Source organism: Streptomyces sp. NBC_00038, assembly GCF_026343635.1.
Classification (GTDB): domain Bacteria; phylum Actinomycetota; class Actinomycetes; order Streptomycetales; family Streptomycetaceae; genus Streptomyces.
This window is the reverse complement of the sequence record NZ_JAPELQ010000001.1, coordinates 3,745,856-3,760,344: the sequence shown is the minus strand read 5'-3', so window position 1 is coordinate 3,760,344 and position 14,489 is coordinate 3,745,856. Positions and strand designations below refer to the sequence as shown.

Sequence of the window (14,489 nt, the reverse complement as noted above, 5' to 3'; positions counted from 1 at the left end):
TCAACTCCGGTACTCGGCGGGTACGGACTTCGCCGCGATGCCCTCGAAGCGCCGGTCGAAGAGCGAGTCGACCTTGAACGCCTTCACGAAGCCGCCCTCGGCCAGCAGATCGGCGGTCTCCTGCTCCCACTTCACCGCCTCGTCCCAACTCGGCGGATACAGCGGCTTGTTGGCGAGCTCGGTGATCGCCTCGGCCTGTTCGAGCGTGAGGTTCTGCGTCTTGACGAAGAACTCCTCGTTCCACTGGTCGGGGTGCTCGTACGCCCACACGGTGCCCTGCGCCCAGCGCGGGATGTACGCGGCGATCGCGGCGGCCTTCGCGGGGTCGGCGAGCACGGAGGTGGGCGCCCACAGCAGGTTGAGGAGGTCCACGACGTCGGTGGCGATGATGTGCGCGCCCTTGGACTCGTACTGCTTGAGATAGGCGGGCACCTGCTCGTTGCCGAGCGGGGCGATGTCCACCTGGCCGGACTGGAGCGCGGTGAGGAACTGGTTGCTGGTCAGCGGCACCAGCTCCGCGTCGTCGTACGCCAGCCCCGCCTCCTTCAGGGCGCGCAGGAGTACGACGCCCTGCGCCTGGCCCTGCGAGAAGGCCAGCTTCTTGCCCTTGAAGCCCTGGATGTCCTTGATGTCGCTGCCGGGCTTGGTGGCGAAGGCGTAGTTGGGCTTGCGGGTGACGTTGATCGCGACGATCTTCGCGTCGAAGCCCTGGTAGTGCGCCTGGATCGGCGGGATGCCGGCGTTGTTGGCGAGGTCCAGGGACTTGGCGCGGAAGGCGTTGATGACATCGGGACCGGCGCCGATGTTCGGCCAGTCGGCGACGGTGAAGGGCAGGTCGTCGAGGCCCGCCAACTTGAACTGGACCTGCTGCCGGCCCTGGAACGAGGCGATCTTCAGGCTCGTACCGGAGGGAACCTTGGCGGACAGCGGGGCGGACGTGGACCCCTTGGCCGAGGTGCTCGCGGCGCTGCTGCCCGCGCAGCCACTGAGGCAGGCGACAGCGGCGGCGCCGAGCAGGGAGGACAGGAACAGCCGTCGGTCGATACCGGACGCGGAAGAGGGCAGTGGTGGCATGGGAGGACTCCGTGACTTCAAGTGGCAGAAGAACGCGCGGAATTCCGGGCAGGGCGAAGCCGGGCAGGGCGAAGCCGGCAAGGAGGAATGCGCGCGTGAAGAGGCACATGAGGCACACGCCGAAGGCGCGGCAAAAAGAGGGATCCGAGTGATCGTCAGTGCGTCAACGCGTCAGCAACAAAGCGTGCGCGCGACCCGCATGAGGTCGACGACACGGCACTTGGTGAGCGGAACCTGCACCCGCGAGCTGCTCATGAGGAGGATGCTCCTGGTCGGCCGCGAGGCCTGTCAACATTCGGAGTTTCTGAATTAAATCGGTCCCGGTGAAAGCCCGATGAAGGCTCCGATGACGGCTCGGATGACGGCTCCGGTGAGGGCTCTGGTGGCGACGCCGACGCGCCCAGCGGATCCCGGTAGAACACGTCGAGGGCCACCGAACCGCCCGCCACGGCCAGCACGGATTCCGGGAAACTCGTCGGTACGACGGCCGCCGCCCGGTCGGGACCGACCTCCTCGCGCAGCGCCCGCAGGCAGTCCTCCCGGTGGATGATCCCGACCTCGGTGACGACGACGGTGTCCGGATTGAGGACGTCGAGCAGCAGCCCCACCGCCCGCCCGATCATCCGGGCCCGCTCCACCAGCAGCCGTACGGCGATCGGGTCACCGTCCGCCGCCGCGGCCACCACGTGCATCGGGTTCACACCGGCGATGACCCCCGCCTCGCGGGCCCGGCGGGACAGCGTCCGCTCGCTCAACTCGGCCTGGAGGCACCCCGTCCGGCCGCAGTCGCACAGCTCCGTGCCGCCCGCGAGCGGTATGTGGGCGATCGCCCCGGCCTGCGAGCGTGGACCGTAGTGCACCTCGTCGTGGGTGGCGAAGGCCGCGTCCACCACATTGCCGACGAACAGATGCAGCACGCTCCGGCTGCCGCGCGCCCGCCCGAACAGCCGCTCCCCGTTGACCAACGCCCGCGAGTGGCCGTCCACATGGACCGGCAGCCCGGTACGCGCGCCGATCGCGTCCCGTACGGCGACCTCGCGCCAGCCCAGCATGGGGTGCTCCACGATGGTCCCGGAGTCCCGGTCCACCCAGCCGCCGCAGGCCACGCCCACACTCAGCGGCGTACGGCCGGGGGCGTCCGCCAGCAGTGCGCCGAGCCCGTCGGCGGCGTTCGCCAGCACCCGGCCCGGCTCGGTGCCACCGTCGTGGTCGAGCCGCCGCTCCGCCACCACCCGGCCGCGCAGATCGAGCAGCGCGACCGTCGTGTACGGCACGGCCACGTGCACTCCGCCCACCACGAACCGGGCGTCGTCCAGGTCGACCGGTACGTGCGGGCGTCCCACGCCCTTCGACCGCCGGGGCGCGGGCGCCTCCCGGATCAGACCGAGCGCCGCGAACTGGGCGCAGTAGTCGGTCACCGACGCGGGGGACAGCCCGGTCAGCCGGGCGACGGTGCTCCGGGCGACCGGTCCGTGCTCCAGCACGGACCGCAGGATGACACTGGCGCTGGTCCTGCGGCGCGCACTGTCGGCGGCTCGGTGGGTGGTGGTGGGAGGGGGCGTCCGCGGTGGTGCCGCGGTACGGGGCATGGAGAGCATGGAGAACTTCCTCGGGGCCGGTCCGACACTGCGCCGTCTTCGTATCGGCGAGCCGGATCCGCTCCGTCCCGCCCTACACCGTGCGGCGACAGGTGGCCGTGCCCTGGCGGCGCAGGTCGACATAGCGACGCGACGCGAAGTTCTCAGCCTGGGCAACCATGGGGTGAAGGGTAGGGCTTGTCCGGCGGATCCTGCTAGGGGCGGTTTTCTTCGCCCCCTCCGCCCCTTCCCGTCCCGTTCCTGGGGGCTGCCGCCCCCAGACCCCCGCTGTCGGCCTGAACGGCCTCGTCCTCAAACGCCGGACGGGCTAAAGGTGTTTAGCCCCTCCGGCGTTTGAGGAGCGGGGTCTGGGGCGGAGCCCCAGGGGCAAGGGACGGGTAGGGGCGGAGGGGGCGAAAAATGCTTTTGGCGGGACCCGACAGTCACGCAGCCCCCCACCCCGTGGGCAAATCCTCCCCACCTCAGTGACCAGCATCACGCCCCCACGGGTGTACACCGCACCCTTTGTCAGAAGCCAACCAACCCCCGGCTCCCCCCTTTGTCGACCGCAGACGGTGATCGCCCGCACACCCCTGGGATAGCGTCACCGTGTCCCGAACCTGCCGTCACCCCGCCGGAGTCCCCATGAGCACCGCTGCCGCCACCCCCCGCACGGGCACCCGCCCCGGCGAGGTCCTCGCCGACCTGCTCCCCGCCTCCCGCGTCAGGGACACCGCCCTGGTCCTCGGCGGCGCCGCCCTCACCGGCCTCGCCGCCCAGATCTCCCTCCCGGTCCCGGGCTCCCCGGTCCCGGTGACCGGCCAGACCTTCGCGGCACTCCTGGTGGGCACCGCGCTCGGCACGCGCCGCGGCTTCCTGTCGCTCGCGGTGTACGCGCTCGTCGGCATGGCGGGCGTGCCGTGGTTCGCCGGCGGCGGCTCCGGCAGCGCCGCCCCGTCCTTCGGCTACATCCTCGGCATGCTCCTGGCCGCCACCGTCGTGGGCGCCCTCGCCCGCCGCGGCGCCGACCGCTCCGTACTGCGCACGGCGGGCACGATGCTGCTCGGCGAGGCGATCATCTACGCGATCGGCGTCCCCTACCTGGCCCTCGCCACCGGCATGTCGGCGAGCGCCGCGATCGCGGCCGGCCTGACCCCGTTCCTGCTCGGCGACGCCCTGAAGGCGGCCCTGGCGATGGGCATCCTTCCCACCGCCTGGAAGTTCCTCGACCGCTGAGGCTCAGCCGGTGATGTTGTAGTTGTGCCGAAAGAGGTTCGCCGGGTCGTACTCCGACTTCAACCCGGCGAGCCTCTTCCGCGTTTCGGCGTCCCCGTACAGCCCCTCCGTACGGTCCCCGGCCCCGAACGCGAAGTTGAGCGCCCGCCCGACCGCCCACGGCGCGAGCCGCCCGAACGCCGGATCCAGCACCTCGCGAGCCGTGTCCCGGTCGCCCATCGCCAACAGCCGTACGAGGAACCGCCCTTCACGGTGCGGCACGGAGTTCGGCGCCGAAACGGCCAGCGCTCCACCCAAGTGATTGATCTGCACGACGCACATCACGGGCGCCTCCGGCCCGGTCAGGGCGAGAACCCCGGCCGCCGCGTCGACGTTCAGCTCGCACAGCACCGCACTGTCGCCGTAGTACGTGTGCGGGAACGCGGGGTCGCTGTGGATCGTGTGGCTGTCCGTGTACGGCATCTCGCGCAGCGAATCCGCCAGCACCGGGCCGATCTCCCGCAGCGGGGCGACGAGTTGATCCCCGTCGGCACCCGTGTAGGCCACGCGTACGGAGATGACGTACCGCCCCCGCAGCCGGTCCGGCATCGCCGGGACGTCCGGGTAAGGCACGGCCGCGAACGACGAGGTCAGCCCGTCCGGCACGGTCCGCGTCCACCGCTCGTACGCCCGCAGCACAGCCCCCGGACCGACTTCGCGCCCGTCGAAGGAGACCGAGCCGCCGTACAGCCGCGCCACCGGCACGAGGCCGATCTCCATCCCCGTCACGACGCCGAAGTTGTGGCCGCCGCCGAGCAGCGCCCAGTACAGCTCCGCCTCCACCTCCGGTGTCACATGGCGGAGCCGGCCGTCGGCGGTCACGACATCCAGTGCGCGCACATGGTCGGCCGCGTACCCGAACTCCCTTGCCAGGATGCCCAGTCCACCGCTCAGCGTGTAAGAGACGGCGCCCACACCCGGCGCCGAACCGTTCAACGGGGCGAGCCCGTACGGCCCGGCAGCCGCGACGACCTGTCCCCAGCGGACGCCCGCCTCGACGCGGACGGTGCGCGCTTCGTGGTCGATGGTGACCTTGTCCATGCGCTTCGTCGTGATCAGTACGCCGCCCTCCGCGTCGCCGGGCAGCCCGTGCCCGGTGGCCTGGACGCCGACCGGCAGGCCCTCGGCGGCGGCGTACCGCACGGCGGCGGCCACGTCGGCGGCCGAGGAGACGGCGTGGATCACGGCGGGCCGCTGCGCGAACCCGGTCTGGAAACCGGCGAGTTCCTCGTCGTACCCGGCGTCGCCGGGACGGAGGACGAGCCGATTCGCCTTGCTGCCTGCGTTGCTGTCCGCGATGTTCATGGCGGTCATCGTGGGTCCATAACCTGACATCCTCCGTCATGTTTTTGAGCAGGAAGAAGGGGGCTGAGAGCCGTGCCCGGCTCCCAGCCCCCTCACCTCTCACCTCGACTCAGCGTTGCTGCGGCTGCCTACGGACCCACCACAGGCCCGCCGCCCCCGCCGAGACCAGCGCCGCGCCCGCCGCACCGAGCGGCAGGACATCGCTTCCGCCGCCGGTCCTGGGCAGCTCGTCACCACCGGGTGCCACCGGAGTGTTGTCGGTGCCGAGCAGCAAGGGGGTGGCCGGGGCGTTCGGCGACGGGTTCGTCGTACCGAACGGCACCGGGCCCTGCTGCCAGAACGTCTTCGCCCCATCGCTCGTCTGCACCGGCAGACAGATCTTTCCGGTCTTGCTCAGATCGAAGGTGGCGTCGACGTCGTACGACTGCGACTTACCGGCCGCGAGATTGCCGACGGCGCAACTGAAACCACTGTTCGATCCCTCGGGAAGATCTCCTTCGGCGATTGAGTCACAGCCCTTTACATCTTTGACCGTCATGCCGTCGAAACCGACCACCAAAAGCCTGATGTCGCCGCTTTCCTTGGTCCCTTCGTTCTTTACCGTGGCGGTAAGTGCCGTCTTTTGTGAACTGTTGTCGACGGAGATCTTCTCCGGCAGCAGCGTGGTCAGCTTTACGCCCGCCGGTGCCTCGTCAACCGCCTTTCCCCCCTCGCTGCTCCCCGGTCCCTGGTCGTCCGCGACGGCGGTGAAGGAAAGGATCATCACGGCCGAGAAAGATGCCGTGAGCAGCGATCCTGCGATGGTCGTCGTGCGACGAGAACTCATGTTCGTCCCCCTTGGCTGCGCCTGAATTCGCAGTACTTGAAGAGGTACCACAAGATTTCTCCGCACTATGCTGGTACGGCATGAAGTGTGACCATTGTGTTTCCAAGTGGTTCAGTTGTGACGGGTGATTGTGATGGGCGTTGAGGGGGTGCGGGGATTGCCGGGGAATGTGCGGGGCGGTGTTCCGGGATTATTGGTGACGGGGCGATATCGGCTGGTCGAGAGCATTGGGCAGGGGGGAATGGGGCGGGTGTGGCGCGCCGCCGACGACATGCTCGACCGGCAGGTCGCCGTCAAGGAAATGCGGATAGACGGACTCGATCCGGAGGACACGCGTACCCGCCGGGAACGCACATTGCGCGAGGCCAGGGCCACGGCGCGGATCGACCACCCCAATGTCGTCCGCATCTATGACGTCGTGGACGAGGGCGAGCGGCTCTGGATCGTCATGGAACTGGTCGCCGGCCGCTCGCTGGAGCAGATCGTGGTGGAGGACGGACCGCTCAGTACCCGCGAGGCGGCCCGCATCGGGCTCGAACTGGTCGTGGCGCTGCGTCAGGTGCACGCCGGGGGAGTGCTGCACCGGGACATCAAACCGGGCAACGTGCTGGTCGAGCGGAGCGGTCACCGGGTCGTCCTCACCGACTTCGGCATCGCCGCGATCCAGGACACGAAGGCGCTCACCATGGCCGGGATGCTGGTCGGCTCCCCCGACTACATGGCGCCCGAACGCGTCTCAGGCCACCCGCAGGGCCCGCCGTCCGACGTGTGGTCCCTGGGCGCGACCCTCTGCGCGGCCCTCGGCGGCCGTTCCCCCTTCTCCCGCTCCACCACCCTGGCCACCCTGCACGCCGTCCTGTACGAGGAGCCCGAACTCCCCGCCTCCGTAGGCGACTTGAGGGACATCCTGGCCGCCATCCTGGAGAAGGAGCCGTCGACGCGCCCCGGTCTGGAGGAACTCGAGGCGGAACTCGGACAGTTGGTGTTCCCGGGACCGGAGGCGGGGCGGAACGGGCCCGATCGGGACGCGGGACCCGCCTCCGATCCGGACGCGGGACCCGCCGCCGAGCCGGCGCGCGAAGAGCCGGATGCCGCGCCGTCATCCGTTCCGCCGGTCCACGTCGAGTCGCCCACGCCCGTGCTCCTGGACGCGGAGTTCATGGGCGGGGTGCGGAAGCCGGAGCCGGAGTCCGCGTATGAGCCCGAGCCCGATCCGGCGTACGAGCCCGAGCCGGAACCTGCGCATGAGCCGGAACCCGAGGACGCGTCGGAGCCCGACCCCGTGCAGGATGCGATACCGGTGCAGCGCACCCCGACGCGGAAGAGCTCACTCGACTTCAAGAAGCCCCGGCCCGAGCCGCCACCGGTCTCCACCGACGAAGCGGTAGCGGAATCCCCGGCCGAGGCCCTCGCCGTCCCGGAAACCCGGAACACGTCCAACGCGTTCAGTGCCTCCAACGCCTCCAACGCCTCCAATGCCTCCACCGAAGTCCCCTCCGAGCTGCGCGCGGAGGTCGGCTCGACAACCCCCTCGGTCTCCCGCTCGGCGGAGGCGGTGACGGAGGCGCAGCTCTCGTCGGTGCCCGCCCGCACGGGGATGCCGCCCGGCGAACTCCCCGGCCCCGCGGTGCCCGCCGGGCCCTCCGACCCGCGCCGGAGCAGGCGCAGTCTGTGGCTGGCCGCCGCGAGCGGTGTGGTCGCGGCGGGAGTGGCCGTCTGGCTGGTCCTTGCGGCGATCGGCGGACCGCCCGACGACAACAACGCGGGCTCTCCGACGTCGTCCGCGACCACCGGCCCGACGGGCAGCGCATCGCCCACCGTCGAAGGCACCTCACGGCCACCCAGCCTGCCCCCGGGAGCACACCGCGAGGCCGGCGGGTACGCGTGGGCGACCCCCAAGGGCTGGCGGCGGGACCTGAAGACGGGCTCGGAGGTGCACTACACCTCGCCCGACGGCAAACAGGAGATCGCGGCCAAGTCCTCCCTCGCCAAGGGGGATCTCATGGAGACATGGCAGACCTCGGAGCAGAACGCCCGCCAGGGGCAGGGCTACCGGAAGATCCGCCTGGAGGAGACGACGTTCCGGGGCCGGCCCGCGATCGTCTGGGAGTACCTCTTCACACTCCAAGGAGTGGGCTGGCACGCCCAGTTGCTCGGCTTCGACGCCGACGGGAAGTCGTACCAGGTCAACACCTGGTACCAGCCGGACATCGAGGACCAGGCGCTCCAGGTCTACGAGCAGGTCAAGAAGAGCTTCACTGTGCTGTGAGCGGGGATGCGGACAAGGAGGGCCCCGCGGCGAAGACGAACGCCGCGGGGCCCCTCCCTACTGCCTTCAGACCGCCCTCAGGCGACTCAGCCGACCTTCACCGGAGCCTCGTCGCGGGGATCGTCGGCCACCTGGTGGACGTGCGGCGCGCCCGCTCCCCGCTTCTGCCGGATGACGGCGATCACGAGCACCACCGCCGCGACGAGCAGGGACAGCAGGACCGTCTCCCGGCCGTCGTGTTCCGTGTCGGTCAGCATGTAGCCGAGCACGAACACGATCAGCGCGGCCGTCGCCCAGGTCAGATACGGGTACAGCCACATCTTCACGACCAGCTTCTCCGGCGACTCGCGCTGGATGATCTTCCGCATCCGCAGCTGCGAGAAGCAGATGACGAGCCAGACGAACAGAGCGACCGCACCGGAGGAGTTGACCAGGAAGAGGAAGATCGTCTTCGGGTACGCGTAGTTGAAGAAGACGGCCACAAAGCCGAAGACGACCGACGCCAGGATCGCGGCCATCGGCACACCGCGCGAAGTGGTCTTCGCGAACGCCTTCGGCGCATCCCGTCGCTGTCCGAGCGAGAACGCCATCCGGGAAGCCGTGTAGAGCCCGGAGTTGAGGCAGGACAGTACGGAGGTCAGCACGATGAAGTTCATGATCTGACCGGCGTGCGCGATACCGAGGGAGTCGAGGGCGGCGACGTACGAGCCCTGCTCCTTGATCGACGGGTCGTTCCACGGCAGCAGCGCCACGACCACGAAGATCGAGCCGAGGTAGAAGACGCCGACGCGCCAGATGATGCTGTTGGTGGACTTGGTGACGGCGCGCTGCGGGTCCTCGGACTCACCGGCGGCGAGAGTCGCGATCTCGCTGCCCATGAAGGAGAAGACGACCAGCAGCACACCGGTGAGGATCGCGCCGGGCCCGTTGGGCAGGAAGCCGCCGTGGCCGGTGAGATTCCCGAGCCCGGCCTTCTCGGCGTCGACACCCGGCAGCACACCAAAGATCGCCAGCCCGCCGACCACGACGAACGCGCTGATCGCCACGACCTTGATCCCGGCGAACCAGAACTCGAACTCGCCGTACGACCCTACGGAGACAAGGTTGGTCGCGGTCAGGACGAGCATCACGATGAGCGCCCACCCCCACTGCGGAACGGCGGGAATCCAGCCTTCGAGGATGTTGGCGCCGGCGGTGGCCTCGACGGCCAGCACGACCACCCAGAAGAACCAGTACAGCCAGCCGATCGAGAACCCGGCCCAGCGCCCGAGCGCCCGGTCGGCGTGCGCGGAGAAGGAACCGGACGTCGGATTCGCGGCGGACATCTCGCCGAGCATCCGCATGACAAGGACGACGAGCGTCCCCACCAAGGCATAAGAGAGGAGGATGCCGGGCCCGGCGGTGGCGATACCGGAGCTGGAGCCCACGAAGAGCCCGGCTCCGATGACGCCGCCGATGGCGATCATCGACAGATGACGGTTCTTGAGTCCGGCCTGGAGGCCGCCACCGGGTTCTCCGGGGCCTCCGGGGCCGCTTGCGGCCTTCGTGGGGGTCGGCTGCGAGGTCATGTAGGGGGATTCCTTTTCGCCGGATGAGCAGATCGCCCGTACGAGCGGTGTAAGTGGGGCGCACGAGCCGGTCCAGTGAATCGGAGGCAAAGAGATTCGTGAACCTTTGAATCCAGATCGTTACTTGAGGTTTCCTTGAGGTTCCATAGTGTTGCGGGCAGTTTTCATTGACGGCACCCGGCGAGGCCGATCCGAAACAGCCGTGTCACACTCGGAGCATGCGCGTGTATCTCGGCTCCGATCATGCCGGTCTCGAACTCAAGAACCACCTCGTCGAGTGGCTCAAGGCCGCCGGGCACGAGCCCGTCGACTGCGGGCCCCTCATCTACGACGCCCAGGACGACTACCCGCCCTTCTGCCTCCGCGCCGCGGGGCGGACAGCGGCGGACCCCGACTCCCTCGGCATCGTGATCGGCGGCTCCGGCAACGGCGAGCAGATCGCCGCGAACAAGGTGGCCGGCGTCCGCGCCGCCCTCGCCTGGAGCGAGGAGACCGCCTCCCTGGGCCGCCAGCACAACAACGCCAACGTCGTAGCCGTGGGCGCCCGCATGCACTCCGAGGAAGAGGCGACCAAGTTCGTCGAGACCTTCCTCAACACCCCGTTCTCCGGCGACGAACGCCACATCCGCCGCATCAACATGCTCACGACCTACGAGACAACGGGCGACCTGCCGCCGATCCCGGCACACCACCCGCAGGCGTAGGGCAACTGCTGAAGCGCCGGCCGGGGGGATCTTTCAGCCCGTCGGGCGTTAGAGGACGAGGTAGTACCGTCCTGATCCCCCACCCACCCGGGGGAAATCTTTCAGCCCGTCCGGCGTTTGAGGATGAGCGCGCAGCGCGACACGGGGGTCTGGGGGCAGAGCCCCCAGGAACAAGGGACGGGTAGGGGCGGAGGGGGCGAAAAACCCTGTGCCCCGCCCGAGCACACACGGGAGGCCCCGTGCCCGAAGGGCACACGATTCACCGCCTGGCCGAGGACTACGAGGCCAGGTTCGCCGGCGGGGTCACCCGCGTAACCAGCCCGCAGGGCAAGTTCGCAGACGCCGCAGCCCTCCTCGACCGCACCGAATTCCACCGCGCCGACGCCCACGGCAAACACCTCTTCCTGCACTTCGGAGCCGAGGACTGGATCCACATCCACCTCGGCCTCTTCGGCAAGGTCAACTTCGGCGACGCCCCCGCACCCCCACCCACGGACACCGTCCGGCTCCGCCTCGCCAACCCCACCGCGTACGTCGACCTCCGCGGCCCCACCACCTGCGCCCTGATCACCGACGACGAGAAGCAGGCGATACACGATCGCCTGGGCCCGGACCCCCTCCGCGCCGACGCCGACCCGTCAGCCGCGTACCACCGCATCTCCCGCAGCCGTACGACGATCGCCGCCCTCCTCATGGACCAGAAGATCATCGCGGGCGTGGGCAACGTCTACCGCGCCGAAGTCCTCTTCCGGCACGGCATCGACCCGTACCGCACCGGCAGGGACATCACCCCCGCCGAGTGGGAGGCGATCTGGACCGACCTCGTGGACCTGATGCGCGAGGGCGTCCGCAACAACCGCATCGACACGGTCCGCCCGGAACACACCCCCGAGGCAATGGCCCGCCCGCCGCGCGTCGACGACCACGGCGGCGAGGTGTACGTGTACCGCAGGGCACACCTGCCCTGCCACATCTGTGGCGGCGAGATCCGCACCGCCGATCTCGCCGCCCGCAACCTCTTCTGGTGCCCGACCTGCCAGAGGGCCTGACGAGTAGGCCTTACCAGAAGCCCTGATCAGAAGCCCTGACTACGGCCGGTCTAGAACCCGTGCGGCAGCCACGGCGCAACCGCCGAGGAGAACCCCACCGAGGCCTCCGTCAGCGCACCTTGGCGCAGCTCCCGCACCCGCCCCGCCGCCCCGAGCGAGGCCAGGGACATCCCACCCAGATACGCCGCCCCCAACTCCCGTACGGACAGAGCGAGATCGGCCGCGTCCTCCGTACGCACGCAGGACGCCCCCTTCGCGTCACCCGTGAGCCGCCAACGCCCCTCGTTCCAGGGGCAGAACGCGTCCTCGACCTCGAACACCAGGTCCACCGGCGCCTGATACGTCCGCGCCTCCAGCGCGGCGCCGACATCGACGAGCCGTACGTGCAGCGCGTCCTTCAGTCGCAGGTTGCAGCGGCGGATGTCGGACACCATGTGCTGCCAGGCCTCGTCGACGGGCCGGCCGCGGGTGCGGAGCCAGGACGTCAGGTCGATCTCGAAGAGGAACCGCCACAGCGCGCTCTGCGCCGCCGGGTCGAGACCCTCCAACTCCTCCAGCACGACCGCGCTCTTGGGCCCGGACGGCTCCCACTCCGGCTTGACCCGGAACCGGGCATAGCCCACGACCTCGTCGTCCCGCTCGGCGACCACGCACTGCAGCGGCGACGCGCCGCCCCGCTCGCCCTCCGGGTCGAGCAGCCCCACCTGCTCCCAGCCGGGCCGCCGCGCCAGCATGCCGGGACGCTCCGGCACCAGCCGCGCGTACACCGCCTCGCACGCGTCGAGGACATCGGCCGGTGCCGCGTACCGCAGGCGTACGTCGTCGGTGCCGGGCGGCACGGACAGTCGTACGCGACTGGTGTCGATCTCGGCGTTGAGCTGATACGTCGCGATGCCGTAGCCGAACCGGCCGTAGATCGCCGGCTCCGACGCCGTCAGCACCGCGAGCGGCTCGCCCCACGAGCGGATGTCGTCCAGCTGGCGCCGCATCATGGACCTCAGCACCCCGCGCCGCCGGTGCGTGGCCGCGACGCTCACCATCGTGATGCCTGCGGCCGGTACGGAGGCGCCGCCCGGTACCGTGACGCGGAAGCTGAACGCGCCCGCCGTGCCCACCACCTGGTCGCCGTCCCAGACTCCGATGGAACGGTCGTACTCTGTGAGCACGTTGAACAGTGCGCGCTCGTCGGACGACTCCGGCACTCCGCCGAAGGCGCGGACCAGGTTGTCGTACCACGCGTTCCACTCGGTCTGCTGAAGCACCCGCACGTCAGTCGTCATAGGCCATGACTACCAGGGCAATGCGGTACGAGCCAGGGAATTTCTCCCCGCCGTCGCGGAGGCCCTGTGCGAGGTCTTCGAAGTCGTCTTCGCCGGCGTCCTCCGTGACGTCTACTGGACGTCTGCTGGACGTCTGCTGGACGTCTTCTGTGGATTTCACTGTGAAGTTGAGCGCTCGGACGGGGGACAAGTGGGACCTCCCGTGCCAAGCACCTGGTCCGATGGATAGGGTCCCGAACTAATGGCAGCAGGACGAGAGCGGCGCGCGGAAGCCGATACGTTCACGGCCCGGTTGAAGAAGCAGGCGCACCGGGCCCGCACCGGCCTGCGCAGATCCGCCGTCGACTACTTCCGCGGGGACGGTTCCGACTGGATCGCGCTGGCCGGTCTGCTGCTGACGATCCCGCTGATCGCGGCCACCACGCTGATCAACTCGGTCTGGTGCTCACCGGCCGCCCTGGTCCTTCCGATCGTGGCGGGTGGCCTGCTGCTGCGTCCCTCCAGCCTGCTTGGCCTGTACGCTGCGGCCGCCACCGCGCTGATAGTGGAGTCCGTGGAGCTCGGCCCGTACACGGAGGGACCGTCCCGGGTCACGCCGGGTGTCGTCCTGGTCGTCGCGGCCTGTGGGTTCTTCGGTCTGCTGATCGCACAGTTCAGGAGCCGGGTCGGGGTGCCGTGGCGACGCGGCGGCACGATGCTGTTCGACCTGCGCGAACGGATCCGGGTGCAGAGCAAGCTGCCGCAGCTGCCGCTCGGCTGGCACCGGGAGATGGCGCTGCGGCCCGCCGGCGGGCAGTCGTTCTCCGGCGACTTCGTGGTGGCGGCCCGTACGAACGGCGGCCGGACCCTGGAGGTCGTCCTCACGGACGTCTCGGGCAAGGGGATGGATGCGGGGTCGCGTGCGCTGCTGTTGTCGGGGGCGTTCGGAGGCCTCCTGGGGTCGCTTCCCCCGCACGCCTTCCTCACCGCCGCGAACGGCTATCTCCTTCGCCAGGACTGGGACGAGGGGTTCGCCACGTCGATCCACCTGGTCCTCGACCTCGACTCCGGCGACTATGAGCTCTTCTCCGCCGGGCACCCGCCCGGGCTGCAGCTCAGCGCGGGCAGCGGCCGCTGGGAGGAGAAGGCCACGGAGGGCCCGCTCCTCGGGGTGTACGACGGTGCCCAGTTCGACCCCGTCAAGGGTTCCCTGCGCCCCGGTGACGTCCTCATGCTCTTCACCGACGGCCTCGTCGAAACCTCCGAACGCGACATCGTGGAAGGCATCGACCGCCTCACCGGAGAGGCCGACCGCTACGTCGCCGGCGGCTTCCACGGCGCCGCCTGGCACCTCATCGAGGCGGTCGCCAAGGACGTGAACGACGACAGGGCGTTGCTGCTGATCTGCCGGGAGGGTGGGGCGGCTGCGGCTGCGGCGATGGTCTGAGCGGGTGCTGGTGCCGGTGCCGGTGGGTGGGTCGGGGGCGTGCCGGTACGTCCGCCCGTCGCCGCCGGATCAGACGTCGGCCGAGCAGGAAACCGTCCGGTGACGCGAACGTACGCGACGGGCTTTGGACGTACCG

General features: G+C 69.7%; 12 protein-coding genes. 5 read left to right on the top strand and 7 right to left on the bottom strand.

Annotation, left to right across the window (positions count from 1 at the left end; translation table 11 throughout):
• A complete protein-coding gene (locus OG219_RS17065; protein ID WP_266827458.1) occupies positions 1–1,074 on the bottom strand; it encodes an ABC transporter substrate-binding protein in 1,074 nt (357 codons plus the stop codon).
• A gap of 251 nt (positions 1,075–1,325) precedes the next feature.
• Complete coding sequence (locus OG219_RS17060) at positions 1,326–2,663, bottom strand: ROK family transcriptional regulator (RefSeq protein WP_266836120.1); 1,338 nt, start codon at positions 2,661–2,663, stop codon at positions 1,326–1,328.
• Between the two features lie 633 nt (positions 2,664–3,296).
• On the opposite strand from OG219_RS17060, the gene OG219_RS17055 reads away from it, so the two are divergent.
• Positions 3,297–3,887: a biotin transporter BioY gene (locus tag OG219_RS17055; protein ID WP_266827456.1), complete on the top strand. Its 591-nt coding sequence runs from the start codon at positions 3,297–3,299 to the stop codon at positions 3,885–3,887.
• A gap of 3 nt (positions 3,888–3,890) precedes the next feature.
• Here the strand turns inward: OG219_RS17055 and OG219_RS17050 are convergent, their stop codons facing one another.
• Together OG219_RS17050 and OG219_RS17045 are read right to left on the bottom strand one after the other, a co-directional pair.
• Positions 3,891–5,240 carry an FAD-binding oxidoreductase gene (locus tag OG219_RS17050; RefSeq protein WP_266827454.1) on the bottom strand — a complete coding sequence of 450 codons (1,350 nt, stop codon included), beginning with the start codon at positions 5,238–5,240 and terminating at the stop codon, positions 3,891–3,893.
• 100 nt (positions 5,241–5,340) lie between these two features.
• Positions 5,341–6,057: an LPXTG cell wall anchor domain-containing protein gene (locus OG219_RS17045; protein WP_266836119.1), complete on the bottom strand. Its 717-nt coding sequence runs from the start codon at positions 6,055–6,057 to the stop codon at positions 5,341–5,343.
• Between the two features lie 193 nt (positions 6,058–6,250).
• Here OG219_RS17045 and OG219_RS17040 point away from each other — a divergent pair, with 193 nt between their 5' ends.
• A complete protein-coding gene (locus OG219_RS17040) occupies positions 6,251–8,326 on the top strand; it encodes a serine/threonine-protein kinase (RefSeq protein WP_266827452.1) in 2,076 nt (691 codons plus the stop codon).
• Positions 8,327–8,412: 86 nt separating this feature from the next.
• Here OG219_RS17040 and OG219_RS17035 read toward each other — a convergent pair whose 3' ends face one another.
• Positions 8,413–9,894, bottom strand: a complete 1,482-nt coding sequence (locus tag OG219_RS17035) for an amino acid permease (protein ID WP_266827450.1) — start codon at positions 9,892–9,894, stop codon at positions 8,413–8,415.
• A 218-nt stretch (positions 9,895–10,112) separates the two neighbouring features.
• Between OG219_RS17035 and OG219_RS17030 the strand changes: the two genes are divergently transcribed.
• Positions 10,113–10,598 carry a ribose-5-phosphate isomerase gene (locus OG219_RS17030; protein WP_266827448.1) on the top strand — a complete coding sequence of 162 codons (486 nt, stop codon included), beginning with the start codon at positions 10,113–10,115 and terminating at the stop codon, positions 10,596–10,598.
• Positions 10,599–10,837: 239 nt separating this feature from the next.
• Positions 10,838–11,647, top strand: a complete 810-nt coding sequence (locus OG219_RS17025; protein WP_266827446.1) for an Fpg/Nei family DNA glycosylase — start codon at positions 10,838–10,840, stop codon at positions 11,645–11,647.
• Between the two features lie 50 nt (positions 11,648–11,697).
• Here OG219_RS17025 and OG219_RS17020 read toward each other — a convergent pair whose 3' ends face one another.
• Together OG219_RS17020 and OG219_RS17015 are read right to left on the bottom strand one after the other, a co-directional pair.
• On the bottom strand, positions 11,698–12,927 hold the full coding sequence (locus OG219_RS17020; RefSeq protein ID WP_266827444.1) for a GNAT family N-acetyltransferase: 1,230 nt from the start codon (positions 12,925–12,927) through the stop codon (positions 11,698–11,700).
• Positions 12,917–13,117, bottom strand: coding sequence for a hypothetical protein (locus OG219_RS17015; RefSeq protein ID WP_266827442.1), 201 nt, complete (start codon positions 13,115–13,117; stop codon positions 12,917–12,919). The genes OG219_RS17020 and OG219_RS17015 overlap by 11 nt, the downstream gene beginning before the upstream one ends.
• A gap of 51 nt (positions 13,118–13,168) precedes the next feature.
• On the opposite strand from OG219_RS17015, the gene OG219_RS17010 reads away from it, so the two are divergent.
• Positions 13,169–14,353 carry a PP2C family protein-serine/threonine phosphatase gene (locus tag OG219_RS17010; RefSeq protein ID WP_266827440.1) on the top strand — a complete coding sequence of 395 codons (1,185 nt, stop codon included), beginning with the start codon at positions 13,169–13,171 and terminating at the stop codon, positions 14,351–14,353.
• The last annotated feature ends 136 nt before the right edge of the window (positions 14,354–14,489 follow it).

Coding starts and splice junctions, on each gene's coding strand:
- OG219_RS17065 (WP_266827458.1), bottom strand. CDS start 1,074: ATGCCACCACTGCCCTCTTCCGCGTCCGGTATCGACCGACGGCTGTTC.
- OG219_RS17060 (WP_266836120.1), bottom strand. CDS start 2,663: ATGCCCCGTACCGCGGCACCACCGCGGACGCCCCCTCCCACCACCACC.
- OG219_RS17055 (WP_266827456.1), top strand. CDS start 3,297: ATGAGCACCGCTGCCGCCACCCCCCGCACGGGCACCCGCCCCGGCGAG.
- OG219_RS17050 (WP_266827454.1), bottom strand. CDS start 5,240: ATGACCGCCATGAACATCGCGGACAGCAACGCAGGCAGCAAGGCGAAT.
- OG219_RS17045 (WP_266836119.1), bottom strand. CDS start 6,057: ATGAGTTCTCGTCGCACGACGACCATCGCAGGATCGCTGCTCACGGCA.
- OG219_RS17035 (WP_266827450.1), bottom strand. CDS start 9,894: ATGACCTCGCAGCCGACCCCCACGAAGGCCGCAAGCGGCCCCGGAGGC.
- OG219_RS17030 (WP_266827448.1), top strand. CDS start 10,113: ATGCGCGTGTATCTCGGCTCCGATCATGCCGGTCTCGAACTCAAGAAC.
- OG219_RS17020 (WP_266827444.1), bottom strand. CDS start 12,927: ATGACGACTGACGTGCGGGTGCTTCAGCAGACCGAGTGGAACGCGTGG.
- OG219_RS17010 (WP_266827440.1), top strand. CDS start 13,169: ATGGCAGCAGGACGAGAGCGGCGCGCGGAAGCCGATACGTTCACGGCC.